Genomic DNA, 25,859 nt, shown 5'->3' on the forward strand with positions numbered 1-25,859 from the left:
ATCGTTTCCGCCATTTGGAACATTTGGCGACGAACGAACCTCGCAAATACAGGCAGAAGTTGCGCGGCGTCACTTGCGTTGGCGCGTAGCAACAACCAAGTGACGCGCGCAGCGCGTATACGTCAACACCACGTAATACGGACTTCTGCGACGACGCTTACCGTCTGACCAACACGTAATTCGTTATTACAACCATCAACCACCCCAGCATTCAGTGAACGTTGGCAACTTATTTGAGGAGAAATTCAACGCGATATCAAGGCGACGTCAGCGACCCTGACGGACGGAGGCGTCCTGAGAAATCAGGAACCGGCATTAGCCGCGATCAGCTCTGAGAGCTGTGGAGACCTCGCAACAACTCAACATTTCGCCGCCCCGATGCACAGATATCCGCTGAGACGCAGGAAGCGCAACCTGAAACCGTGCCGTCGGGGTAGAGATGTTTATTTGGAGGATGTATGTCGCGAGGAAATAAGCAGTTCAGCAAACAGCTGGTGACGTTGGCCAGACAATCTGGCGGCAGTTTTAAAACCGTTGCCGATCGTTCGCGCATAGCAGCACGGCTGGCCGAGCAGATGTTGAAACTCAATATCCAGATCAGGGACGTGAACCATATCAAGACCCATCACATCGAGCATTACGTGCGTAGCCGTCTGGCGGATGATATCTCAAAACGCACGCTGCAGAACGAAATGGCGGCGCTGCGCGCGATTCTGACCACTGCAGGCAGAACTAAACTTGCCGATCCGAAGCATGAAAAGTTGAGTAACGATGCTCTCAATCTGTCAGGTGCCAGTCGAGCCGGATCAAAGACGGCGATTACGGACGAGCGCTTTCACGAGGCGCTCGCCCTCGTACGTAGTAAAGACGAAGGTGTCGCGTTGGCGATGGAGATTGCGCGTTATATCGGATTGCGAACGGAAGAAGCGGTGCAGTCGGCTAAATCACTAAAGACGTGGCAGCAGGCGCTGGCGCGTGGGGATGAACGGTTGCGCGTCGTGTTTGGTACGAAAGGTGGTAGACCGAGAGATACTACGGTCGTCAAGCGCGATGAACTGGTGCAAAGCTTGAATGCAGCAGTAGCGTATTCGGCAGAACATAGCGGCAAGTTAGTTGATACAGCTGGGCTTAGGAGCGCGATCGAGCGATACCGAAATGTGGTCAGAAATTCTGGACTAACGGGCAAAGAAGCACCGCATAGTTTGAGATATGCATATTCTCGAGAGGCTACCGAGTGGCATATGAAAAACGGCCTCAGCAGGAAGGAAGCTGAGGCGATGGTTTCGATGGATTTGGGACATGGGGACGGAAGAGGTAATTACATAGCTAAAATATATAACTTATAGTTTATTCCAAAATTTCAGTTCGGGTATCAGTAAGCTGTGGCTACTATTAGCGAGATCTTCTTTTTCTGTATTGCTCATAATTTGATACTTAATCAAGAGTGGTTTAAATGTATCTCCTCTCACAAATGAAGAATTATAAAAAAGTAGCACCAACTCTTGGTTTGATAATTGAGCGCAAATGAGCTTAATATAGAAATCCTTGTCGTTGTATTCTGACTTATCTACGAACCCCATTAAGTGATACAACCATCTAAAGTAATGACCAAGATGCCTTCCATATTCATCCCAGAATCGCTCATACTGAGAGCTCAAATAACCCCTATTAAATAAATCTTCAGAAAGCTCTATTTTTTTAAATTTATATTTTACTTTCAATGCATCATTCATGGTTTTAAATGTTGCCCGCCCGACAGTTTCTTCATCGCGCATTAATATTGGATTGTACTCGCTAACATTAATATCTTTAGTTATTTCATTAAGATGATTTAACATCTGAAAAAAATGATTTTCAAATACTTGACGCTTATTATTTGAGGACTGCTCTCTTAGGTTGATCAGTAGCCCAACAAATCCTAATGCAGTAAATAGGCATGTTATCACCCCGAAGCTATCTCCAAACATGCCAGCTCTTTCCATAGAATAAACATCAATGGGTCTTGTTTTATATAAAACAAAAATTGCATACAGTATCACTATTAATATAAGTATGATGTATAAATATCTTGGACCATATATTTGGAAATGTTTTTTCATGGGGTATGTCTTCCTTGCTTTAGTAATACATGTCAATTAATATCAAGAAAGTTTCGACAGCTTCACGGACCTGAAAGAAGCGCCAAAAGGTGGTCCCAATACTCGCACACCTTTAGAGCGGGTGCCATCCACGATGGTAAAGGTTCTCTCATCACATCGCCGCAAGGCTCGCATTACCCACCCTGACGGGGATTCTATCCCGTTAGCGGATAAATCCCCCATACAAACAATCTGGAGGATTTATTCATGGGCTATGTTCACTCATATCACCAAGTGAAGTCTGTACCCAACGATCAATGGCTGCTGTTGACCACTATGGTCGCCAACGTCTTTTTGCTTGCTCAAAACCGCTACGTACCCGGTTTTTTAGACCCAATGGTCATTTGCACTGCTGACGGCAAATATCCGTTACTTAAACCTAGTGAACTGCTCGTTGAAGGACTCGATGGCCAACCGGCGATTACGTTCAACGGTGAAGAGCGCCTGGACTCGTCATATGAAACTTTTCACCTCGGCCAGCATTCATCGGGCTGCGGTTTCTGTAAAACCACGTTCCTTTGGAAACCATGCAGACCATACGATTTCTTGGTCAAAGCAACGTTGCTGATAGCACACCGCTTCTGTCCGGGATGCTACGACATAAACTCAGATGGCACGATGGATGAATGGGCCAACGTTCAGGTTTGGCTAACGCTCAACTTAGGCGGTAAGTGGCCAATCCCTGAATCCATCGCACAACAAGACGAATAATTTCGTCTTCATTTCACCAACCACCCTGTGGCGTATTTCTTCGCCATCAGGGGAAGAGATGCGCCTTTCGAGGAGTATCTTATGCCTACCAAACGCAAACCCCGTAAATCCCAAACCAATCACGTTGATCTATACCAGCAGGTGACTGACAGAATCGTCGCTTCAATTGAACGCGGTGTTTTGCCCTGGCGCAAACCCTGGCGAGACAGCAAGAGATCAGCAGAATCACCTATACCATCCAACGCTGCGACACGGCGACACTACAATGGCGTGAACATCATGCTGCTGTGGCTGTCGGCTGAGGAGCAAGGCTTTCAGTCCAACCGCTGGCTAACTTGGAAGCAGGCTCAGGCACTTGGCGGCCATGTTCGCAAAGGTGAGAAATCGACCATCGCAGTTTTCTTCAAGCCGTTTGAAGTCGAATCTACAGACAAAACTGGCCAGAAGCGTGTAAACGCACAAGGTGAAACCGTGATGGAACAACGCATCATGTTGCGTAGCATTCAGCTATTCAATGTGCAGCAGTGTGATGATTTGCCCAAGTCCTTTTCAGTACCAACCGTCGCACTCGACTACCAGGAAGATGACGAGTTAGATGCCGATACACATGGGCAAATGATTGAAATCCTAAATGCAACTGGCGTTAAGATCACTTCACTTGAGCAGAACCGCGCGTATTACAACTCTGCAGCTGACCGAATTGTTTTGCCGAAAATGTCGCAGTTCTTTACCAGCGCAGATTACTGGTCAACTCTGCTGCATGAACTGGTGCATTCAAGCGGCCATCATAAGCGCCTGAACCGGGAAGGCATTACTTCGACAACGCGAAAGTTTGGCGATCCCATCTATGCGTTTGAGGAGCTGATTGCTGAATTGGGCAGTGCTTTTCTCTGCGCGCAGCTTGGTGTGTATGGCGAAGTGCAGCACGACAGCTATATCGATCACTGGTTGAAGATATTGAAGTCGGACAAGAAAGCGCTGTTCCGCGCTTGTCGTCAGGCTCGTGAGGCATCGGAATATTTGCTTCAGCCGCTTGGCGAACAAGTTGAAGAAGACGCAGCCTGAAACCAAACCATCCTCTTCTGAGGATGGTTTCTTTTTTTTGAGCGGCAATTAAATCGCATTTTCCAAAAATGATTTTAAGCTGTGATTACTTGCAGTCTGGAACGATAGTGCCTCCGATCTGGAGGTGAAACATGTTCCCAAAACTACAAAATAGATTCAGACGCAGCACCTTTCAGCCATCGTTGCCGGTTAAACGACAAGGCTACTTCACACCGCAAAACCATCAGCTGCTGCTGGGCACGCCATCGCGCCAGGCTCTGCTGAAAAAAATCTGGCAGAACTCGTTGCTGACCAAATCCGCCTATGACGAATTTTGCCTGCAACCGCTTCAAACTTTGGCCGAGCGTTATCAAAATTTGCCTGCAGTGCGTATCGCGGACTGGAATATCGAAGGTGGATTACTGGATCTCACTCTGCAGCTAATCGTTACCACGCTGCAGTTATCGAAAGGCATGGTGTTTCCTGCCAGTGCTGCACCTGAAGATCAGGCCGCGCAGTCCAGCCATTGGAACTGCGTCGTATTTTGGCTGGCTCTTTACCGGCACGTTCCCGAGTTACTTTGCATTGAAGCTGAACTGGAAGATGGCCAAATCTGGTATCCACTATCGAACGCGCCGGGTATGCAATATCGCTTCAAAGTGAACCCGCAACCCGAATTACCAACAAAAGACAACATTATCCGGCTGGCATTTGCTGCCTCAATGTTGCCTAAAAGCGCGATAAATTGGATGGAAAAACTGCCCAATGTGAGAGATTGCCTGTTTCTTGAACTGGCCGGAATTAATTCCGCAGAAAAGCAGGTCCATTTATTACTGAATAAAGCGCAACTGAATTCAGTGCCACGTGAATTACATTCCGTAGAAATAGTTCAGGAAAATGGGTCAGATTCATATGCGGAAAAAGTTAACGATCAACCCGCAGAAATCCCCGTGGAATGGTATAGCGACACTACTCATGACGAATACATTAATCAGGGTTATGTTATTGAAAGTGGCTATTTAGCTACTGCTGAAATAGAAAATAGCCGCTACAGCTCTGAAAATATCGATCATGGTTCTGATATAGATAATTTTTACATCCAGAATGGTAGTCAAGTTAGTGCGAATAATTCTGATAATGCACAAAACCAAGCCTACGGATCTTCTGAAAGTGATGAAAAATACGTCAACAAAGTTTACCTAACGCAGCGGCGTGATCCAGAATCGATCCCCGTCACACCTGAGAACACCTCACAGATTTCTAAGAAACAGATTGGCGAGGCGTTTTGGTCCTGGCTGGTTGAGGGTCTCGAAAAAGGAACGATAGCGTGCAATGAAGCAGATTCACGCGTGCAACTGGTCGCTGGTTTTGTTTTCCTGCTTGTACCGGGCATATTTTATCGATATCTGAAGCAAACCGGTCAGTCTGCTGATGAACGTGAAAACGTTCAGGCAGGGTTTGAAAGACTTAACCGACATCGGCGTAACAACGGCAAGCGTTTTACGTTTGCCACTCTCTACAACAGTGCCGACCGTAACGGCCCTTATAAACGTGTGAAAGGCTATCTGGTCAAATCCACGATGATCATCCGTAGTTCTGATGTGCCGGATGATAGTCAGTTCCTCGTGGTTCCCTGACGCTTTTCTGGAAGGTGTATGGAGGAGAGCTGCTGCCCAAAGGGTGGTATTTTAATTGCTGATCGAAGGAAAGGTTATGAGTCAGGTTGATAGCGATACAAGCTGGGATTCGTTGTTGGATGAATATTTTTTCGTAAAATTTCTTCGCCCCCATACGGAGTGGAGTTACCGAAAAGTAGTCAATGGTTTTAGGAAATATTATGGGCTTGATAGAACGCTCAGTGAGATAACTCGGCGCGATGTTCAGGAATGGCGACGGCATGTTATTAATGTGGAAGGTTCATCTGCCGTCACCTGGAATAACAAAGTAGCTCACATGCGTGCCATCATTAATTATGCCATGAAAGCGAACCTCATCCCTCAGACTGAAAACCCGTTTAATGAGGTTTTAGTCCGGGCTGATAACAAGCGTAAAAAAACATTATCTAAAACGCAGCTGACCCGTGTCTATCTTCTAATGCAGCAGCATGTTGATTTAGACACTGATCTTTCAATAGCTGAGATGAAGCGCTGTGCATTGCATCCGGCATGGTTCTGGACCACAGTTTTGGACACTTTGCGCTATACCGGCATGCGCATAAATCAATTGATGCATGTGAGGTTGATGGATATTAATCTTGAAGAGAACTGGATCGAGCTGCGCCTCGACGGCAGTAAAACGCACAGAGAGTGGCGTGTTCCAATTGTTGGTCCATTAAAACCTCAGCTGCAACTACTGATTAAGCGGGCAATTGAAAATGGTGCCGAATCAATTAGCGCTATTTTTGATGTTAATAGGTTCTTAGGTACTGAGAAAGATAGAGAAAATCTACCGCCGGTTGCCACACTACAGCCGGTAAAATCATTTTTTCGACGATTATCTAAAGAGTGCGGCTTTGCTGTTTCTCCCCATCGTTTCAGGCATACATTAGCGACTGAGCTTATGAAATCACCTGATCGAAATTTACAGATGGTTAAAGGATTGTTAGGGCATAGGAGTATTACCACGACGATGGGATATATCGATATTAATTTGGACGTGACATGTAGAACGCTGGAGTCTGAATTGGGTTTATATTTAGACAAGCATTCAATCAGATAAAAACTTTAGGCGCATTATACAATAAGTAATGCGCCTATTTATCTTTGGATTAAAAAATTAAACTAATAGCCTGAGTCGTCCATTTTGAACTCAAAAAATCGTTCGTGAATACTACTGCATTGCCTGGGATGGTATTGTTGGCTACTTCGTAATTTCATTCCGCTCTCGACGAAAACCCAATTAAATCAACGCCAACTCCCATTTTATTACATTATCAGAGCGGATTTACCATTTTGAAGTACACTTCAATTTACTAATCTGTATATGAAAATTAAGTGGTAGACGTTCATAAGTTATTAATCCTCCCAACGTGAACAATACACACATCATCACTTTATAGTGATGTACGTATACCCGCTGTACCAAAATGACGCTTTTTAACCTACCACTCCGGCTCGAAAGGCTACAAACCATTTGACGGGCTTAATTCTGTTGTAGCCAGCGCTGAACGCCCTTTGATGCAGAGTCAATTGCGCCTGCCAGATAGCCTGAGAACTGCGGCGACCATTCACTGGCAATACCCGTTATCTCGCCAGTCCATTCTCCCCTGGCGGGCAGTTGCTCAGGCACTGCGTGCCCGGCTTCCTGCAGGAGATCAAATTCCGTTGCAGTAAACGGATCGGCCGACCAGTCTTTTATATACTCAGCCTCAGGCTCTGCCGCATCCTGGCCAAATAAACGCACAAGTTGCTCCCGGCAGAGTCCTTTGAGCACAGCTTCAGTGACGGTCCGCCTCGATTTTGCCGGTACGCCAATAAAACCAAAAAGCACTATTTTACCCGAATCTGGCTCGGATACGTCGTGGATCTCAACCATTGGCCCCACGCGGCTCCCTGCGTTCCCTGAAAGCTGTCGTGCATGCAAAAAGTCTGTTTTATATACAGCGACATATTTCGCATGGGGAGCCATCCATGTCGGGGTTTTCCGCCAGTTTGAAAGCAGTCGTTCCGGCATCGCCGGTTTGAAATCTATTTCAGCTGCCAGGGCAGGAGGCAAAGCGAGGAAAACATGCTCACCGTAAAACACGGCTTTATTACTGCCTTCTGACCGGGTATGGACCTGCACTTCCTTACCGGACCGGGAAACAGCCACCACCTGATGGCCGGTTTTAATCTTCTCAACCGGGATCTGATTTTTGAGTGCCGCCGTCAGCGCCTGCATTCCTCCCTTCAGCCTGAAAGACGCCGGGGAGCTCTCCCATGCCGGGTAGCGTTCGGGGGGAATATTCAACTGGCGTTCGTAGAGCATGTCACCCGGACGGCCATGCGCTATTGTCGAAAGGTTGAGCCGATCAATCAGGTGCGCGAAGTCCGGCTGAATATCAGGCCAGAACCACGCTGCCCCCATATCTACAGGAAAACCTGCGGAGGTGCCCGCCAGTTCCAGGCCTGACAGCACGCGGCCGCCCGTTCTGTCACGGGCTTCAAGTATTACATAATCCACGCCCGCTTTTTCAAGAAGCGTGGCGGCATAAAGGCCGCTTATACCCGCACCAATAATAACAACGCTCTGCTTCAAAATGTCGCTCCGGTAAAGGTTATCGGGCTGAGATGTCCCGTTTTCAGATAAAAAAGTGCACCAGAGGCGGTGGCCATCAGAGCAGGCATATCGCCCGGTGGAAACCGCAGCCAGCTTCCTGCCTCATAGCACCCTTCCGGCGCGCCAAGTTGCCCTTTCAGAAGAAGGAGTTCTGCACCACCAACAAGCGGCGCCCAGAAGACTCGCTCGCCCGGAGCAAGCTTCTGGAGCAGAACGGTTTCAGAAGGACCGGAGAATAAGGAGCAGATTTGTCTTTGCGGCTGACCGTGCCAGTTAGCAGCCTCCTGCGTATTTATCCGGACCGGCTGGCGTTCATCGGCAGACATCTGACGCAGCTTGACGAAAATGGTTGTGCCGTCGCGGCTTGAGGGTTGGTGAGACGAACCGTCCGGACTGCGCAGGTACCAGCCGGCGGGGTGATCGACGCCGTTTTCGGTAAAAGTCCCCTCGAGCACCAGAATCTCCTCTCCGCCGGGATGGCTGTGTGCAGGAAATTCGGATCCGGGCGCATACCTGACGAGGCTTGTTGCGCGCGCCTTCTCATGACCAATCCGGTCAAGCATTATGCGTTCAACGCCGGGCTGGGGTGAAGGTACCCACTGATAATCATCCGGAGTAATTATCGCACGCTGCGAAAAATCAGAATTCAGTAACATCATAGTTAGTGATTAGACGGCCCCATAAAGAGCCGTCTGCAGGCCTATTTGTTTGGCAGGTTATCGTACACATCCAGAGCACGCGCGGTATACGTCAGCGCTGCGCCGGTGTTCAGGTTAATGGCAACAGCCAGCGCTTCGGCGATCTCTTCACGCGTCGCACCGTGCTTAACCGCAGCGTCCACGTGTACGGCCAGGCAGCCGTCACAGCGGGTGGTCACGGCTACGGCCAGCGCAATAAGCTCATGAGTTTTAGAGTCAAGGTGCTTGTTTTCAGATGCACCCTTATCCATCTGCTGAAAGCCTTTCATAAACTCAGGCTGCAGTTTGGCAAATTTACCAATGGTGGCGAGCAGACCACTGCGATATTCGTTCCAGTTTAAGAACATTCAAAACTCCGGTTTATTGTCTCAGGAATCATTAATTACATGACGTCGTAAATACATCCGTTTTAACAACCGGCCTGTAGTCACTGTCGTTGAAGGCGATTATCAGTAAGCCTGACAGCATCAACAAATCAGATAATCTTGCGGAGCAGAGAAGAAATTCTATGTCGTAGCTTGTCGAGAAATAACCATTACGCGCCCGGGATGACTGCCGAGGCGGCGTAATGCCTGAGGGGGACAGTTTATGAACGATCTAAGACGACATCCTGAAGAAGCCAGTCATGAAAAACTTTTACTTCATCACGCATGACTTTTTGCTGCGGGGTGACCAGATAATAGGACCATCTGAGCGGCCACCGGTGGTCGGGATGCAGCTGAACCAGCTGCCCTGTTTCGATAAGGTTCTTCACCAGAGCATACCGGACAATAGCTACACCCCTGCCGCTCAAGGCCGACAGGATGACTGCGGAGGTGGAATTAATATGCAGCCCGCTTTCCAGCGCTTCGTGTGCACCGACCGCCATCAGTACATCATCCCATGACGGAAAATCCGCCCCCGGATGCGGCGTGTCATCGTGTATAAGTTTTTGCGTGGCGAGCCATTCACTGCAGGCCATTTTCCCGGGTGGCAACAGACGCGGGCTGCAGACCAGCACGGCTTCTTCATCCATCAGCCAGGTTTTATTCACGCCTGGCCAGTCGCCCTGACCGCAGCGAATACCGATATCCGCTTCCCCGTGTGATACGTCCATCAGTTTTTCGGTGACGTTAAGCCGCAGATCGATACTTTCGTTAGCTTCTGAAAATCGGTTCAGGCGATCCATCAGCCAGTTCATCACCAGTACCTGAGATGCCGTCACCACCACCACCGAGCGCGACCGGCGACCGCGAAGCTTGTTTAGTCCGGTTTCAAGTTTGTCGAGTCCCTGCGTGATGTCCTGTAGCGCCTCCTGCGCTTCGTCAACCAGCGTCAGCCGCTCTTTTCCTGAGCGGGTGCGGTGAAGAAGCGGGTGCCCTACCCAGTCTTCCAGCGAGCGTACCAGCTGGCCAACTGCAGCGGGCGTAACGCCCAGCTCCTGTGCCGCGCCGGTAAAGCTGCCGTGCCTGGCGGTGGCTTCAAAAGCGTGCAGCCATTTAAGTCGGTTTAGCGATCGCATTATGGGCATCCTGATTCATAATTTTCCTCAGTATACGCCAGCGAGAAAGATTTTCTTTCCTGAGTCGCAATTTCTTCTCAGTCGTCAATCATACGCCCGGGTGGCATTCTGATTTCACACGATGAGGAGCACGCCTTTTCATTAATGACAACCATATGAATTCAAAGAGGTTAGCGATGAACGCATCTTTTGCTGGTAAAAAACTGTTAGTGGTCGGCGGTACAAGCGGTATGGGCTTCGAAACGGCGAAGCTGGTTCTGAAAAACGGTGGAAGCGTTGTGCTGGTTGGCAATCGTCAGGACAAAGCCGAGCAGGCCCGCCAGGCGCTGGCTGCGGATGGTCAGGTCTCCATCATCGTTGCCGACCTGATGAAAGAAGAAGGTATGCAGCACGTTGTTAATACTATCAATGCTGAACATAAAGATATCAGCCTGCTGGTGAATGCAGCCGGTGTGTTCTTCCCTAAACCTTTCGTCGACAATGAGATGTCCGACTACGACATGTATATGGACATTAACCGCGCGACCTTCTTCATTACCCGCGACGTGGTACGCAATATGGTCGAGGGCGGTATCAAAGGTTCAATCGTCAATATCGGTTCAATGTGGGCCCAGCAGGCTATTGGTGCTACTCCTTCTGCTGCATATTCGATGGCTAAAGCCGGTCTGCACGCGTTGACTAAAAACCTGGCCATTGAGCTCGGCGGAAACGGCATTCGTGTTAATGCGGTTTCTCCGGCCGTCGTACACACACCAATTTACGAAGGCTTCATTCCAAAAGACGATGTGAAGAATGTGATGAATAGCTTTGACAGCTTCCACCCGATCGGTCGCGTGGGTACGCAGGTCGATATCGCTGAAACCGTTGCCTTCCTGCTTTCTGACAAAACTGGCTGGGTCACCGGTGCTATCTGGGATATCGATGGCGGCGTGATGGCTGGCCGTAACGCCTGATGACCATGCCGCACGCGCTTACCCGCGTGCGGCACTGGAGTAATTATGCAAATCCAGACTGCGCATTATGACCTTGTCTCCACCTGGCAGGGTGGCATGGCCAGCCGGACGCTCTGCCAGTGCCTTTCCTCAGACAACGATCCGCCTGCACTGCAAAGTCACGTTATCGATTCCGATGAACCGGTTTCGCTGGGTGGCGAAGGGCTGGCTCCTGACCCTCAGGAGCTAATCCTTGCTGCGTTTAATGCCTGCATGATGGCTTCTTTTATTCAGGAAGCCAGAGCTGAGGGTTTCGTCCTTACCCATCTTGCAATACACACTGACGGGCACCTTCCGAAGAGTATACCGGCATTCGGCGGCAGAGCTGCGGAGGATGCTTCCGGCAGGCTTAAGTATGTCATCCACGTAAGCGGTGACGGCACGGTACATCAGCTTGAAGGGATTCATCAGCGAGTGATTAACGCTTCCCTGAACCGGTGGTTACTGGCCCAGAATATGCTGATCGAAGGTGACTTAGTACAGTGCTGACGCGGCTGGAGCGTTCTGCACATCTGTCTGGTGATAAAGAGACAGTGGAACCCGTTGCAACCGTTGTCGCCTGTAACAGGCGTGTCTCGTTTTCTTGTCGTCCTCGCCATCTGATAATCCCCATTATTAACGGTGCAATTAATGAACAAAAAATATCGCGCTATGCAGATCGTTGCTCCCGGAGTGCTGGAAATGACAGAGCGGCCGATACCCGCTCCCGGTCCGGATGAGGTGCTCATCAGGATTGAAGCGTGCGGAGTATGCGGTGCCGATCTCCGGGACGCGGAAAAAGCGCCGCAGGAGGGCCAGCCGGGCCGTATACCGGGTCATGAAATCGTCGGATTTATTGCCCGGAAGGGGGACAGCGTGCCCGATATCTGGCAAACCGGTCAGCGGGTAGGAATCGGGCGACTGGGCGGGTACTGTCAGCACTGCAGGCCCTGCCGCAGCGGACTGTTTCATCTCTGTGAAAACCAACTGACGCCGGGTCTCAGCTGCGATGGCGGCTACGCAGAGTACGTTGTCATGCGCCATACCGCGCTGATAGCCATACCCTCAGCGCTCTCTTCCGTGCATGCCGCACCCATCCTTTGCGCCGGTACCGCTACTTTCAACGCGCTGCGTAATTCTGGCGCCAGGGCAGGCGACCGGGTGGTGGTTCTCGGAATGGGGGGGCTTGGCCACATGGCCGTTCAGTACGCCTGTAAAATGGGTTTGGAGGTGACTGTGATTGCGCGGGGGAGTGAAAAAGAGCGAGCGGCCTTTGAGCTGGGTGCGCATCACTACATTGATGCACTCGAGGAAAACGCACCAGAGCGCCTGAAAAACAACGGGGGTGTGGATTTTATTGTGGCAACGGCACCGGCTTCAGAGACGGTTTCAACCCTCCTGTCCGCCCTGGCCCCAAGGGGAAAAGCGATACTGCTGGGTACCGGACAAACGCCGCTGCAGATCACGCCTGGTATGATGATCGGCGCTGAACGTACCCTGACAGGATCCTTCGTCAGCACACCAGTGCAGACTGAGCGCGCACTGCAGTTCAGCCACCTCTTTCAGGCTTTACCCGTTACAGAACCGCTGACCTTTGAGCGTGCAAATGAGGCTCTCAACAGACTCAGGATGGGTCAGGTCCGCTACCGGATAGTACTCACCATGAATCAGGATAATTAATCACATGTCCGCAGAACATTTCCTGCCTGTAGCAGAGCAGAAAAATAATATTATTCGTCTATCGGCCGCTCAGGCTCTCGCTGGCGCTAACTCGGTGGTCTTCTACGCCACGGGCGCCATTGTCGGCAACACTATTGCTCCCAGCGGCGCGCTGGCAACGTTGCCCATCACCATGTTTGTTATAGGAATGGCGGCCTGCATCCTGCCATTAGGCGCACTGGCGCGAAAGAAGGATCGTAAGGCCGCATTCATGGTCGGCACCGGAGCGGGCGTTATTACCGGCCTGGCTGCTGCCCTCGCCGTCGTCGTTGGCTCATTCCTGTTATTTTGCATTGCTGCATTTTTGGGTGGTGCATATGCAGCCGTTGCGCTCAGCTTTCGTTTTGCCGCTACGGATGGCGTCACGCCCGAACGCCGCGCCCGGGCTCTGTCGCTGGTTATGGGGGGCGGAGTAATTGCTGGTGTGGTTGGTCCTATGCTGGTTTCAGGAACGATGCACCTCTGGTCGCCTCATACCTTCGCCGTCACATTTCTCGCTCAGGCTATCGTAGCCGTCATTTCGGCATTCATACTCAAAGGCGTCAAAACTGCGGAACCGGTCGGTGCGATAAAAACGGGTGGACGGCCTTTACGCGAAATTGTTCGTCAGCCTGGATTTGCCAGAACAGTGTTCAGCGGTGCGGTAACCTATATGGTGATGAACTTCCTGATGACGGCAGCACCACTCTCGATGCATATGCACGGCATTTCTCAGCAGGCGTCCAATCTCGGCATCCAGTGGCATGTTATTGCCATGTACGGTCCGGGCTTTTTCACCGGCAAATTAATCAACCGCTTTGGCGCCATGCGTGTCGCCGCTGCGGGTCTGCTTATTACTGCAAGCTCAGTCCTGGCCGGTCTCGGTGGAACCGATATTTTCCACTACTGGCTTTCGCTGATTCTGCTGGGTCTGGGCTGGAATTTTGGCTTCACCGGCGCATCGGCGAAGATCATTGAATATCACAGTCCCGATGAGAAAACCCAGGTCCAGTCCCTGAACGATTTTGTGGTGTTTGGGGTGATGATCGTTGGATCATTTTCTTCAGGTGCTCTGCTCAGTCTTTACGGCTGGAACGCCGTGCTGTGGGGATCCTTAATTCCCATCGGGCTAGCATTTTTAGCTATTGTTAACGAGTTGCGGGCAAAACGGCAGAATAAATCCAGCTTCTGAGGCAGTTTTATCTGCTGCCTGGAAGCAAGTTATGTTGATGTAAAAGGTATCTAAAGCCCAAAGTCCAGAAGCATGACTTTGGGCATACTTGTCTCTTGTTCATTTTACCCACATTAAAGGAGGCAAGAAGCTTCCCCAGTAAGATGATTAATTAATCAGGATTGTATTTTTAAATTTCTTCCTGCACAGACACCAAAAATAATCATAATTACAGAAAGAAGCACCCCAATATACAGGACTTCTGACCAGTTCCCGGTTAATGTATGTATTCTGCCCGCAACAGCAGGGCCGAAAGCACCAATTAAAAAGTTGACACATTGGGCCATGCCAGACAGTGAAGCAGCCTGCTGAGGGTTGGTACTTCTCAGTCCGATAAACATCAGGGACAGTATAAGAGCTCCCCCACTCCCCATACCAAACATAAATGCCCATGCATAAGAAAGATCAGGAATTAAAGCGAATCCAAGCAGCGCTACGCACTGGAAGAGGCATAATACAGCTGTAATAAATTTCTGATCTTTTCTTATGGCAACTATTGATCCCAGTATCAGACCCGGCACTATCGAAGCGCACTGCATGAAACCATGGATTGATCCTGCAGTTTCTTTAGAATTTCCCGCATCGGTTAAAACGGAGGGGAGCCAGGTCACAATTGCGTAAAATATTATTGAGTTGAGGGACATAAATATAGTGACCTGCCAGGCCAGCCATGAACTCCAAACGCTTTTTCCTTTCTTCATCGGCGTAGCCACGGCGCCAGCCTGCTTACCAGATTTATTCAGTCTGCTATACAGCAGTGCTAAGCCCAGAACAGGAAAAATTAATGTGCACGCCAGAGCTACTTGCCACCCGAATCTGTTCATTAAAGGTATTGCAGTTGCTGAAGTCACAGCAGCAGAAACCCCGATCGCCACCCCATACTTACCCGTTATACTGGCAACTTTATCTGAAAAATCGCGCTTTACCATCCCAGGGAGCAGAACGTTACCAACGGCAATGCTAACGCCTATAAGTAACGTACCGCTATAAAGCTGCCACTCCTGCCCCATAGAGCGAAGAATAATCCCTGACACCATGATTAAGAGTGCAAAAAATATAGTTTTTTCAAATCCAAATACTCTGGCAAGGTTTCCAGCAAACGGAGCAATCAGCCCTAATGCTACTAATGGTAACGTTGTTAAAAAGCCAGCCATTGTTGTAGTGAGATTAAATTCCGACTGTAATGTTTGAATCAAAGGTCCTACACCTAATATAGGTGCACGTAATGTTGTAGCAATTACAAGGATTACAGCCGTAAGCAATACAGGATGTACCATGCCTGACGGGACATCTAATTTGGTTTTCATGATTGGTCTCATTTCCAAGTTTGAAAACTAAAGATAGCTTTTTGGATATTCGTAGGATATAGATATTATGACTACTTATACCTAAAAAAGGACAATATTGTTCATGATCCCTCCAATTATGCCGCTGGAATGGAATTTCGATGAAGCGGAGACTTTCGGTCCTGTAGCTGGCATGAAAATCCAAGCTTCTGATAAAGAGGGATTTCCTTTACATAAACATCCTCAGGGGCAGCTTGTCATATCCTTAAAAGGAGCGGTGTCATGTGAAGTTGCTCACGAGTTATGGGTCGTTCCGCCACAATGTGGCGTTTGGATCCCCTCCAATACTCCTCACAGTATAAGCACGACTTCTGAAGCTAAATTATGCATGTTATACATCAGGCCAGAATCATCAACTTTGCCCGATAAATGCTGCACAATTGCAATTTCCCCACTTGTGCGTGAACTTATTTTAGATATTACAGATCAATTCTCAGAATATTCAGAAAATAGCTTAACTTATCGCAAAGCTTCAATTCTTCTGGAAGAACTCGCTACAATGCCTCAGGAGAATTTTTGCCTGCCCATTTCTGATGATCCAAGGCTGTATAAAATGTTAAAAACCCTCGCGGATAATCCCGATGACCGTCGCACGCTTTCTGCTTGGAGTAGCACGCTTGCAATGAGCCACAGAACACTTGCAAGGTTAATAGTAAAGGAAACAGGCCTGACATTTGGTAAATGGCGCCAGCAACTTCATCTGGTAATTGCATTGAGACAACTTGCCTCAGGAGAGTCGGTCCAAAATGTAGCTGGCCAATTAGGTTATGATTCGGTTAATGCATTTATCACTATGTTTAAGAAATTCACAGGAAAGTCGCCAGGTAAATACTTTCAATGAACGATTTTATCCTCGTCTGTTATAAAACACCCTCATACCATCACGCGATTTTACGAGCGTTAATAGCAAAAATGACACTCGGATGAATGAGCCTATGAGCATCGTCTGCTAACCAAAATAGATGAGAAGAGCGTCTAATGAGAATGAGCCAATAAACCTTACACTAAATACTATAAGCCATTGGGTGACTGCATTCATGTATTTTCGTTGGCTCGACGAAAAGTAACTATGCTGACTGATGCTGCCGATGAAGGTATAATACCATTAACAAATTTACCTTCTGTCTTTAATTAACACAAAAAAATTCAATATCACCCGCAAAAATGCTTGTGGGTGATATTTATTATATATTTAAAACTTATAAGTCAGAGATGCAAAGATCGACCTTCCTGTACCATACGCTCCCTGATCATAAAAACCCAGGACGCTGTAATATTGTTTATCAAACAAATTGGCAATATTAACTTGCGCAGTTAGTGCATCGCTAATGTCGTAACGAGCGTATAAATCTACTAATGAGTATGACCCCTGGTTAATGCGGACATCTTCATCGTTGTAGCTGATGTCAGTATAAGTTCTGTTCTGCCATCTCAGACCACCACCTACGCTAAGTCGGTTGTTAAAGATAACCGGTTTAAACGAGGTAAAAGCTTTAACCGTTGTGCGAGGTAACTGCGTATTGATGCTGCTGTTGTCGGCGGTGTCCATGACGTAACGTGTAAAACCTAAACTAACATCCCATCCTGGCATCAGGGTACCGTTAGTCTCAATTTCGAATCCTTTGCTAATGGCTTTATTAGATGCAACATAAGCCTGATCAGAAGAGTTATTCACATAATTCGAACCATCAGCAACGGCAATGTTAGATTGTTCAGTGCGGAATATGGTGAATGATGAAGTGAATTTATCGTCCAGCGTTGACGCTTTAACTCCTGCTTCATAGTTTTTGCCATCCAACGGCTTCAAATATGAGCCATCTTGATTACGATATGTCTGAGGGCTAAAAATTCCAGAATAGCTGGTATATAGCGAATAATAATCGTTGATATCATAAACGATGCCCGCGTAAGGTGTTACCTTACTTTGCGTAGTACTATCAGAGCCCGTTGTTCTCCAGTCAGTGAAACGTCCACCTAAAATAAGCTTGGCCTGATCCGTAAGGTTTAATCTGCTTGTTGCATACAGGCTGCGCTGATAAATACTCTCAGTACCCTCATCGTTGTAGGGTCCCCAATCAGGCTCAGCGACATCACCATTAAATGAATAGATATTTTCAACAGTGAATTTTTTTCTATCGGTTCCGTATGAGTGATTTCTTTGACGACTAGCGCTAGTCCCAATAACTAATTCGTGCTCTCTGCCAAAAAGCTCAAACGGGCCCTTAGCATATGCATCAGCAGAATAAACTCTACGAGAAGAGAGATATTTGGCTGAAGTATAAGTTACGTTTCCTGTTGAAGCATCGGGCGAATCACTAAACGACGCGAGTTTCTCATCCGCTTTAGTTTCTGAGTAAGAGCTGTTTACCTTGAATTCCCATCCATTATCTAAAAAGTGATCAAGAGTAATAAAAACGCGATTATTGGTAGCTGTCCAATGCGTCCAGTTAGGGGCGGTGTTAAATGATCGAGGCCAACTTATACGATTCCCGGCAGAATCAAGGTAGGACCATCCTCCCCATGTCGAGGCACTTGGCTTAGATTTCTGATAATCATATCCGATACTCAGTACAGTATTCGTACCCAAATTGGCATCGATCACACCGTAAAAAAGCTGATTTTTTTTACTGTATCTATCTAATTGTGAGTCTGCATCCTGGAGGGTTGTGATGAAACGCCCCCGAATATCGCCATCTTCAGATAATGGAGTGCTGACATCTAAGGTAGTGCGATATTGATTCCATGATCCGACACCTGCACTTACTGAGCCAGTAAACTCTCTGCTTACAGCATGTTTTCTTACCATATTCACAGTTGCGGAAGGGTTTCCCGTGCCTGTAAGCAAGCCATTTGCTCCTCTGACAACTTCCACACGATCATAAATGGATAGGTCCATATTTGTATCGAGATATGAACTTATTGAGCCTGTTGTAGTAGGCAATCCATCATAGGAAAGATTATCAATACGATATCCACGCGACCAGTAAGTATAACGTTCAGAATCATAACTGCTTTCAGATATTCCTGTCGTATTTTTAAGGGCATCACCAATTGATTGCATGTTCTGATCTTGTATACGTGCAGGTGTTATAATTGAAACTGATTGTGGCGTTTCTTTAATGGATAAATCCAGTTTTGTTGCGGCCGTATACTTGTCAACCGTGTAGTTTCCCGAAGATTCTCCAGTAACAGTTAAAGTATCGTTACTATTTTCCGCATAAGTATAGGAGCCAAATGAAATCAGGCTTAATACACACGAGGCTTTGATTAAATTACAATTTATAGCTATTATTCTTCTCAACGCTAAATTCCTTTTGATTTATAGCAAGCATAAATATTTTGCACATTCTTAAATGTGATATTTAACTAAAGCATCACCTACATATAATTTAATTAATATTTAGTTTTTGCATGGCTGCAATATAAATATTTATTCATTCTCAATTAAATTTCAGGTGCGCTCTGGAGCACACTTTTTGCTTAAAAACAAATGATAATCATTCCCATAATCTATTGATTGGAAGCGATTCCTGATGTCGCGTTATCGACAAACTATATCGATAACGCGACAAATCAGCAGCCTGAAGCTGAGAAATGACTGAAGGTTCATGCAAGAGGTGTTGTTTTTTGGGGCACACTTGTACCCGACAAATAGGTAATTGAAGTGAAGGACGTCGCACGTGCATTCATCGTACAGCTTAATTTGGTACTTCATCTTCCTCATTAGTGATTAATGATTTCAGACGTATGGTGCAGAGCGTCATAGTAGAAATAACGCGCTGCACCCATTCAATTAACTCTGTCCCGGATAAGATAGGTAGCTCATTCCGGTGATCCATTCAGGCACGGATTCATACGCCACATAATCTGGTCGCGCGCCTTTCATTGCTCCCATTAGTGCAACCCAATTGAGTGCTTCGTGTCCTCCATGACCACCGCGTTCTTCCACCTCTGCGTAGGTCAAAGCACGCATGTATTCAACATCACCAGCTTCAAAACGCTCAAGCATTTCCCGGTCCCACTCTTCATTGACAAGTGGGTGACTTTTGCCGAGTGGCCATTCCATTTTGCTCATCATATCGATTTCATACTGCGCAAAATCAGTATAAAGAGAAGGATCGTTGACCAGGGCTTCTTTACCGATGGTTTGATAGACTTTCATGCGTTGCAGCAGTTCGTCATCTTCCGGTGCGCCTTCAGTCCAAACTGGCGGCCAGTGCGACAATCCACCTGTTGCCAGGAAATGAACATGGTAGTCATCTGGCAGCGAGTCAACTATCTCACGGACTTTAAGGCCCAGGTCATAAGCACGTGAATAAGGCATCAGCGGAGGTGAGAACACATTGATATAGACTGGTACGACGGGAATATTGAACTCAGGATTAATAAAATGAAGTGGCATCATGAGATTGTTACCATACTCAATGGCACCCATCCGTGTTGCTTCAAAACCGCCATGGATAAGCTTTTCGAGCAGTGTCGTTGCTATTTCTGCGTTACTGGCAATACTATGCTGCTTATCAAACTTTAAAGCTTCCATCATATATTCGGCTGGACCAATGTTGGCATCACTAATTGGCACAGCCAACGTTGGCATTAAATTACGGAAGTTGTTTTCGAAATGGTCATCAAGAAAGGCGATGATGAGATTAGGTTTAGTATCATCGATGCATTTTTTTAAACGGCCATGAATATCTGCGAGTCTTTGGCGTTGTTCAACAGATGGAGCATCTGCCCAGCCTAGAGCACCTGGTACATGGGACATGCTGATAGCACTAACAATCTTAGCCATTTTGTTACCTCAATAATTTAGTGTTTTCCGCTATCGGAAATGAACGTCGGAAAGAGCCCTTTTCCACATTAAGCGGAAAAGGCTCATTATTAAATTAAGAAAAACAACCCTAAGAGACTTAATCTAATCAGAAATTATTACCAACTAGACTATCGTATTAGTCAGCTCACCAATTTCCCTCATCGACACAGTGACTTCATCACCCTTCGATAAATATTTAGGCGGATTGAAACCCAAGCCAACACCGGCAGGTGTTCCAGTGGCAATGACATCACCAGGTAATAAAGTAATGTTTTGCCCAATTGTTTTAATCAACTCAGGAATGTTGAAAATTAAGTCGGAAATAGAAGCTTCCTGGCGTTTTTCACCGTTAACTGTGCAAACAATCTTTTGCTCAGAAGGATGCCCGAATTCATCCGCTGTTATAATCACAGGGCCCATTGGACAGAAGCCATCAATACCTTTGCCAAGAATCCATTGGCTGTGCTGTTTTTGCAAGTGACGTGAAGTTAAATCATTCACCAGCGTATAGCCAAAGACATATGACATTGGATCATCTGACTCTTTCACACGCCCTTTCTTACCCAGGACTACTGCCAGTTCCGCTTCGTAATCAATAGTGTTGTAAGGATCCAGAGTACTATCAATACTGTCACCGGGTCCGCTGATCGAGGTAGACGGTTTGGTAAAGATAATCGGATGCGATGGCACATTTCCAGCTGCAGCGCTTGAGTCGTAACCGCTGTTACCAAACTCTTCTGCATGGGCATAATAATTTTTCCCGACACAGAAAATATTACGGCGGGTTTCGGGAATGGGCGCAAGCAACGTAACATCGCTCAGGTTAATGTCTGCCGAATGATTTCTTTCACTACAAAGCTCAAGTTCTACCTTCAGCTCTGAATATCGCTCGATGAGCACATTCATATCATTGGTTTTGACAATGCCTGATATGTCTACAATTTTTCCGCTTTTATTGATAAGGCCAATCTTTTTTTCACCTGACAGAATATAAGTCAACAGTTTCATACATCACCTTTTAAAAAAAACATTTTAATCACGAGCACGCGCTATCGCTTCGACTTCAAGCAGAAAATCTTCTTTTACCAAGCGGTCCACTACCAATAAAGTATTTGGTGCATAATCAGAGGTTGCAAAGACTTTAGGAAAGAGTTCTTTTCGTTTCAACATAAACTTTTCAATATGCTGAGAAGCAACCAAATACGTTGTAAATTTAGCGATATCATTAAAATCACATCCTACTGCTTTAAGTACATCACTCAGGTTTTTGAAGACCTGATCAAATTGCGCGTCAAAATCGCCTTTTCCAACCACGCTTCCGTCCAAGCCAACGGACAGCTGTCCGGAAATAAAATAGAGATCGCCTGCACGGACTTTCGTCAGACTGGAATATAATCCCTGTGCGGGGCTGATGTTTTCAGGGTTAAGATATTCAACTTTATCAGTCACAATATAATCCTTCATTTCTAGGGTTTAATTAACAACTCAAAAATGGGCAACAGAACTCCCTCAGGGTAATATCCTGTAAGATTCAATTGCACACTTTGCTACAAAGATTCAGAGCCGGTATTTAATGAAAATTACCATCAAAACACTAATTAATTTTCTGTGCCCCGGCGACGTAAGCGGTCAAGGACTACAGCCAGAATGATGACTATTCCTACCGCAAGTGTCTGGTAATAGGCCGATACACCAATCATGTTCATTACATTCGACAATAGCGTGAGAACCACGACACCGGTGATTACCTGCCTGATATTGCCTGCCCCGCCAGCAAGCGCGACGCCGCCTAATACCACTGCTGCAAGTGATTGCAATGTCAGGTTAGCTGCTGCGATAGGCTGCGCTGAACTTGTCCAGGCAGTAAGCACAATTGCGCCAGTACCGGCACAGAATCCGCTCACCATGTAAACCAAGACTGTTACGAAGCGCACGTTAATGCCTGATTTTGATGCCGCCGACACGTTCGATCCGATTGCATATACATAGCGGCCAAACAGCGTAAATTTCAGCAACACCGCGACCATTACCGTTAGCGCGACCGCTATCCATACCAACATTGGCAGGCCTAATAATGTGTCGTAGCCAACTGCCTGAACATAGGCAGCAGGAACATCATAAATCGGCACACCACCCGATAAAATCAGCGCGATAGCTTGCGCCACCGAGAGCATGCCAAGTGTTATCACCAAAGGGGACGTTTTGAAGAAAGCGATAATAAAACCCGATACCGCTCCGGTCATCGTTCCGGTAATCAACATGGCCAGTAAACCTGCTGCTATTCCGTACTGATTCATGATCATGATACCCGCGACACCGGCAAGAGACATCGCTGACGATAAAGAGAGATCGAGACCACCTCTTATTACTGCCACAGCCTGACCAAGCGAAATAATCAATAAAGGCGCCAGCTGGCATGCAAGATTGACCGCATTACTCACGGTAAAGAAGCGCGGCTGGATGAAGCCAGCGACTGCCGCAGTCAACACCACCAGGAGAGGAAGCATCCAGTCAGAAAGTGAAAAATATCTATTTTTCATCATCTTTTCTGTAGATATAAAGCCCATTTCTTTGCTTGTAGTCATGACACAAACTCCTGTTCATTCTCTGAATGAAAGCGGGTTGTAACCTCGGTTTCTTTCTGGCCCACGACATCTGCAATTATGGAAGCTTTGTCATTTTCATCCGGGGCAGAGTAAGTTTTTACAATGCTGCCGTGAAACATGGTCCACACTGTATCGCTTAACATCATGGTTTCGGCCAGGTCACTTGAAAGCATCAACACAGAAACACCTGATGACGCAAGCGCACGAATTCGTTGATGAATTTCATGCTTCGCATCAATATCTACTCCTGCCGTGGGCTCTTCCAGCACCAGAATTTTTTGGGCACAGGCCATGGCTCTGGTGAGCAGAACCTTCTGCTGATTACCCCCGCTGAGGCTGGTTAGCAGATCCTGCTTACTGCCATACTTGACGCCGGATTGCTTCAATAGCTCATCCGATTTCATCTCAGTCTGACGCGTATTTAACATGCCGCAGCGGGTATATTGTTTGAGCTGCGTTATCATGAGATTTTCACTGATGGTCAACGACGCATAAACGCAATTGCTCGCTCTGCCTGCAGGAAGCCACGCGACCCCGTGACGTAAGGCTTCAGAGACACCGCTCGGCTTCCAGCGCTGACCTTCCATCCGGAAGGAAATGCCGTCATGCGCCTTACCGGGTATGAAACCAACCAGCTGCTGCAGCAAAACGTCTCCACCACAGCCGACTACCCCGTAGATGCCGACAATCTCTCCCCGCCCGATAGTGAATACCCCACGACCGCCACTGGCTTTAGGTACATTTTCGATATCAATAAGAGGTGCATAGGTGTTGCATCCTCTTCCATGAATAAAAAGGTTTTCCGGCTTCTTGCCGGTTAAACGCGTCACAATTAAGTCGCCGGTGATATCACTGTTCATCGGAAATGCATCAACGACCTGGCCATTACGCATAATGGTGACACGATCGCTTACTGCAACAACGTCATCAATGTGATGTGTAACCAGCACAGAGGCGATACCAGCAGTACGTAATCTTCTCAGTACGTTAAAAAAGTTTTCTTTTTCCACCGCGCCAAGCATAGCTGTGGGCTCGTCAAAGATAATGACGCGTGGATGGGACATGAGAGACTTACCGATCTCAATGAGCTGCTGAATAGCAACCGGGTATGCACTAACCGGACGTTCAATATCCAGCTCATCCAGGCCCAGCTGGGAAAGTACTTCACGCACTCTTTTCGTTTCTACCTGCCTGCGGGTCAGGGAAAGCAGAGTCTTCCCGTTCTCAGAACCCAACCACAGGTTGGCCCGAACTGACAAGCTCGGCGCGAGAGATAATTCCTGATAAACCATCACTACGCCCGCATGACGGGCTTCGCGGGAACTGCTAAATGAAACTTGCTCATCGGCATACCAGATAACGCCTTCATCAGCTGAATACAGCCCGCTGATGATTTTGCCGATCGTTGATTTCCCCGCACCGTTTTCACCTAAAACACAATGTATTTCACCCGCCTGAAACTGAATCGAGACATTTTTCAGCGCCTGCGTTGCACCGAAACGCTTACTTAATCCACTGACTCGCAACAGTGGTGATGGCGCGTTGCTCTCTGATGCAATATCCGCCTGAATCTTCTGCATGATGAACTCCTCAAAACGTGCTATTGCATCGACGGAATTTTCCAATCTTCAGGAACAATTTCATATGTCTCAAAGGGATGTGTCGAGACATTGGATTTATCAATGACTTTGTTGGGAACATTGAAGTGGGGATAGTTGAGACCGTCTGTTCCAGGAGCTGCTAGGTCAGGCATCGGTTTATTTTCCATTGCCCGTATAGCGTACTGCACGATCAGGCGTCCCATAATGATGCCCGGCTCAGACACTACGGCCAGTAATCTTCCGTCTATGATCATAGGCGCCGCACTCTTAACCATCGCGGAGCTCACTACCGGCGCCTGACGGTTTTGCTGGCGCACCGCCTGCGCGGCCCCCATGCCCAGTGTTATTTGCGGTGTATAAATAAAATTGATATTTGGGTTGCGCAACAGTAGATCAGAAGCCTTGGTTAACCCTTCCTGAAGATCGATATTACCGCCAAAACCCGTTTCAACTAATTCAACTGGAGTAGCGCACTTCTTAGCTTCTGCTTTGAAACCTTCATAACGCAATCGAACCCACTCAGCCCCTGCGGGGCCGGGAATCATAGCCACATTTTTAGATTTCTCTGGCGATTTACAAACTGCATCCGCCATCAGACTGCCGATGTGGGTATCATCCTGTAGCACCCCGAAATCAATGTTCTTACTGTTCACGGGAATGCCTACAGCGGCCACTTTCATGCCACTGGACTTCAATGACTTGATAATAGGATCAAACCCATTAAATGCCGCCGGTGCCAGAACGGCTACATCAGTACCCATGCTCTTAAACGCTTCGAGTTGGGCAAACTGTTCACGGACATTGCCGTAGGCTCCAGCAACCGATACCTGGACGACATCGACACCAGTACGTTTGGCTTCGTCAGTAATACCGTAAATAATCCCTTTATAAAAATCATCGTTAAGATGAACTACGGTGACACCCAGTTTAAAGGGCTTCTCCGCTTTCATTTCAGGAATTATTCCAACCAGACGATCTTCTTCTGCATGTGCTGCAAAACTAAAAATAATTGATGCCAGTAAACAGGAAGACTTTAACGGTAACGCTTTTTTATTGAATCTCGAAAGCCAGCTCATTTTAATTCCCTCGTTCAATACTTATAAAGGCCAGGTTATTAACTTCTGGAGAAAAAACCTGTGTAATGAAAGAATGACTTAATATCCAACCAGAACTTTTATCGATTCTGTTAAAAGCAAAATTCGCCTTTCTTACAGACATAACAAGTCAATCATCTTCCAATTGAA

General features: G+C 47.3%; 23 protein-coding genes. 10 read left to right on the forward strand and 13 right to left on the reverse strand.

Translation table 11 applies throughout. From position 1 onward, the window contains the following. The first annotated feature begins 458 nt into the window (after positions 1 to 458). On the forward strand, positions 459 to 1,346 hold the full coding sequence (locus tag WFP70_RS18090) for an integrase domain-containing protein (protein WP_337023992.1): 888 nt from the start codon (positions 459 to 461) through the stop codon (positions 1,344 to 1,346). On the opposite strand, the gene WFP70_RS18095 is transcribed toward WFP70_RS18090, so the two are convergent. Next, on the reverse strand, positions 1,341 to 2,099 hold the full coding sequence (locus WFP70_RS18095; protein ID WP_337023993.1) for a putative phage abortive infection protein: 759 nt from the start codon (positions 2,097 to 2,099) through the stop codon (positions 1,341 to 1,343). The two genes, WFP70_RS18090 and WFP70_RS18095, sit on opposite strands and share 6 nt — an antisense overlap. A 246-nt stretch (positions 2,100 to 2,345) precedes the next feature. On the opposite strand from WFP70_RS18095, the gene WFP70_RS18100 reads away from it, so the two are divergent. The 4 genes from WFP70_RS18100 to WFP70_RS18115 all read left to right on the forward strand — a co-directional run bounded on the left by WFP70_RS18100 (position 2,346) and on the right by WFP70_RS18115 (position 6,611). Further along, positions 2,346 to 2,849, forward strand: coding sequence for a hypothetical protein (locus tag WFP70_RS18100; protein ID WP_058959245.1), 504 nt, complete (start codon positions 2,346 to 2,348; stop codon positions 2,847 to 2,849). Positions 2,850 to 2,930: 81 nt separating this feature from the next. Beyond that, complete coding sequence (locus WFP70_RS18105; RefSeq protein ID WP_058959244.1) at positions 2,931 to 3,914, forward strand: ArdC family protein; 984 nt, start codon at positions 2,931 to 2,933, stop codon at positions 3,912 to 3,914. 131 nt (positions 3,915 to 4,045) lie between these two features. Continuing rightward, positions 4,046 to 5,530, forward strand: coding sequence for a TraI domain-containing protein (locus WFP70_RS18110; RefSeq protein WP_337023994.1), 1,485 nt, complete (start codon positions 4,046 to 4,048; stop codon positions 5,528 to 5,530). Between the two features lie 76 nt (positions 5,531 to 5,606). After that, complete coding sequence (locus WFP70_RS18115; protein WP_058959242.1) at positions 5,607 to 6,611, forward strand: tyrosine-type recombinase/integrase; 1,005 nt, start codon at positions 5,607 to 5,609, stop codon at positions 6,609 to 6,611. Positions 6,612 to 7,034: 423 nt separating this feature from the next. On the opposite strand, the gene WFP70_RS18120 is transcribed toward WFP70_RS18115, so the two are convergent. From WFP70_RS18120 to WFP70_RS18135, 4 genes are all read right to left on the reverse strand, one after another. Next, the gene (locus WFP70_RS18120; RefSeq protein WP_058959241.1) at positions 7,035 to 8,129 is read right to left on the reverse strand and encodes a flavin monoamine oxidase family protein; all 1,095 of its coding nucleotides are present in this window, start codon (positions 8,127 to 8,129) and stop codon (positions 7,035 to 7,037) included. Then, the gene (locus WFP70_RS18125; protein WP_082678093.1) at positions 8,126 to 8,809 is read right to left on the reverse strand and encodes a cupin domain-containing protein; all 684 of its coding nucleotides are present in this window, start codon (positions 8,807 to 8,809) and stop codon (positions 8,126 to 8,128) included. Before WFP70_RS18125 ends, WFP70_RS18120 begins: the two co-directional genes overlap by 4 nt. Before the next feature lie 41 nt (positions 8,810 to 8,850). Then, complete coding sequence (locus tag WFP70_RS18130; protein WP_058959240.1) at positions 8,851 to 9,195, reverse strand: carboxymuconolactone decarboxylase family protein; 345 nt, start codon at positions 9,193 to 9,195, stop codon at positions 8,851 to 8,853. 239 nt (positions 9,196 to 9,434) lie between these two features. Continuing rightward, positions 9,435 to 10,349 carry a LysR substrate-binding domain-containing protein gene (locus tag WFP70_RS18135; protein WP_058959239.1) on the reverse strand — a complete coding sequence of 305 codons (915 nt, stop codon included), beginning with the start codon at positions 10,347 to 10,349 and terminating at the stop codon, positions 9,435 to 9,437. 176 nt (positions 10,350 to 10,525) lie between these two features. On the opposite strand from WFP70_RS18135, the gene WFP70_RS18140 reads away from it, so the two are divergent. The 4 genes from WFP70_RS18140 to WFP70_RS18155 all read left to right on the forward strand — a co-directional run bounded on the left by WFP70_RS18140 (position 10,526) and on the right by WFP70_RS18155 (position 14,210). Further along, a complete protein-coding gene (locus WFP70_RS18140) occupies positions 10,526 to 11,302 on the forward strand; it encodes an SDR family NAD(P)-dependent oxidoreductase (protein WP_058959238.1) in 777 nt (258 codons plus the stop codon). A 45-nt stretch (positions 11,303 to 11,347) separates the two neighbouring features. Beyond that, positions 11,348 to 11,830: an OsmC family protein gene (locus tag WFP70_RS18145; protein WP_058959237.1), complete on the forward strand. Its 483-nt coding sequence runs from the start codon at positions 11,348 to 11,350 to the stop codon at positions 11,828 to 11,830. A 141-nt stretch (positions 11,831 to 11,971) separates the two neighbouring features. Next, on the forward strand, positions 11,972 to 13,000 hold the full coding sequence (locus tag WFP70_RS18150) for an alcohol dehydrogenase catalytic domain-containing protein (RefSeq protein WP_337023995.1): 1,029 nt from the start codon (positions 11,972 to 11,974) through the stop codon (positions 12,998 to 13,000). A gap of 4 nt (positions 13,001 to 13,004) precedes the next feature. After that, complete coding sequence (locus WFP70_RS18155; protein WP_058959235.1) at positions 13,005 to 14,210, forward strand: MFS transporter; 1,206 nt, start codon at positions 13,005 to 13,007, stop codon at positions 14,208 to 14,210. Between the two features lie 155 nt (positions 14,211 to 14,365). On the opposite strand, the gene WFP70_RS18160 is transcribed toward WFP70_RS18155, so the two are convergent. Then, positions 14,366 to 15,556 (reverse strand): MFS transporter, encoded by a 1,191-nt coding sequence (locus tag WFP70_RS18160; protein WP_058959234.1) that lies wholly within the window; start codon positions 15,554 to 15,556, stop codon positions 14,366 to 14,368. A 103-nt stretch (positions 15,557 to 15,659) separates the two neighbouring features. Between WFP70_RS18160 and WFP70_RS18165 the strand changes: the two genes are divergently transcribed. Beyond that, a complete protein-coding gene (locus WFP70_RS18165) occupies positions 15,660 to 16,436 on the forward strand; it encodes an AraC family transcriptional regulator (RefSeq protein ID WP_058959233.1) in 777 nt (258 codons plus the stop codon). A gap of 351 nt (positions 16,437 to 16,787) precedes the next feature. Here the strand turns inward: WFP70_RS18165 and fhuE are convergent, their stop codons facing one another. From fhuE to WFP70_RS18200, 7 genes are all read right to left on the reverse strand, one after another. Further along, positions 16,788 to 18,896, reverse strand: a complete 2,109-nt coding sequence (gene fhuE, locus WFP70_RS18170; protein WP_337023996.1) for a ferric-rhodotorulic acid/ferric-coprogen receptor FhuE — start codon at positions 18,894 to 18,896, stop codon at positions 16,788 to 16,790. 492 nt (positions 18,897 to 19,388) lie between these two features. Beyond that, complete coding sequence (locus WFP70_RS18175; RefSeq protein WP_058959231.1) at positions 19,389 to 20,387, reverse strand: extradiol dioxygenase; 999 nt, start codon at positions 20,385 to 20,387, stop codon at positions 19,389 to 19,391. 144 nt (positions 20,388 to 20,531) lie between these two features. After that, the gene (locus WFP70_RS18180; RefSeq protein WP_058959230.1) at positions 20,532 to 21,416 is read right to left on the reverse strand and encodes a fumarylacetoacetate hydrolase family protein; all 885 of its coding nucleotides are present in this window, start codon (positions 21,414 to 21,416) and stop codon (positions 20,532 to 20,534) included. A 24-nt stretch (positions 21,417 to 21,440) separates the two neighbouring features. Next, on the reverse strand, positions 21,441 to 21,857 hold the full coding sequence (locus WFP70_RS18185; protein WP_153012250.1) for a RidA family protein: 417 nt from the start codon (positions 21,855 to 21,857) through the stop codon (positions 21,441 to 21,443). Positions 21,858 to 22,006: 149 nt separating this feature from the next. Further along, positions 22,007 to 22,993, reverse strand: a complete 987-nt coding sequence (locus tag WFP70_RS18190) for an ABC transporter permease (RefSeq protein WP_082678089.1) — start codon at positions 22,991 to 22,993, stop codon at positions 22,007 to 22,009. After that, the gene (locus WFP70_RS18195; RefSeq protein WP_058959228.1) at positions 22,990 to 24,594 is read right to left on the reverse strand and encodes a sugar ABC transporter ATP-binding protein; all 1,605 of its coding nucleotides are present in this window, start codon (positions 24,592 to 24,594) and stop codon (positions 22,990 to 22,992) included. Before WFP70_RS18195 ends, WFP70_RS18190 begins: the two co-directional genes overlap by 4 nt. A gap of 20 nt (positions 24,595 to 24,614) precedes the next feature. Next, on the reverse strand, positions 24,615 to 25,691 hold the full coding sequence (locus tag WFP70_RS18200; RefSeq protein ID WP_058959227.1) for a substrate-binding domain-containing protein: 1,077 nt from the start codon (positions 25,689 to 25,691) through the stop codon (positions 24,615 to 24,617). Positions 25,692 to 25,859: the final 168 nt, after the last annotated feature.

This window comes from Pantoea sp. USMM079 (genome assembly GCF_037153115.1).
GTDB lineage: Bacteria > Pseudomonadota > Gammaproteobacteria > Enterobacterales > Enterobacteriaceae > Pantoea > Pantoea communis.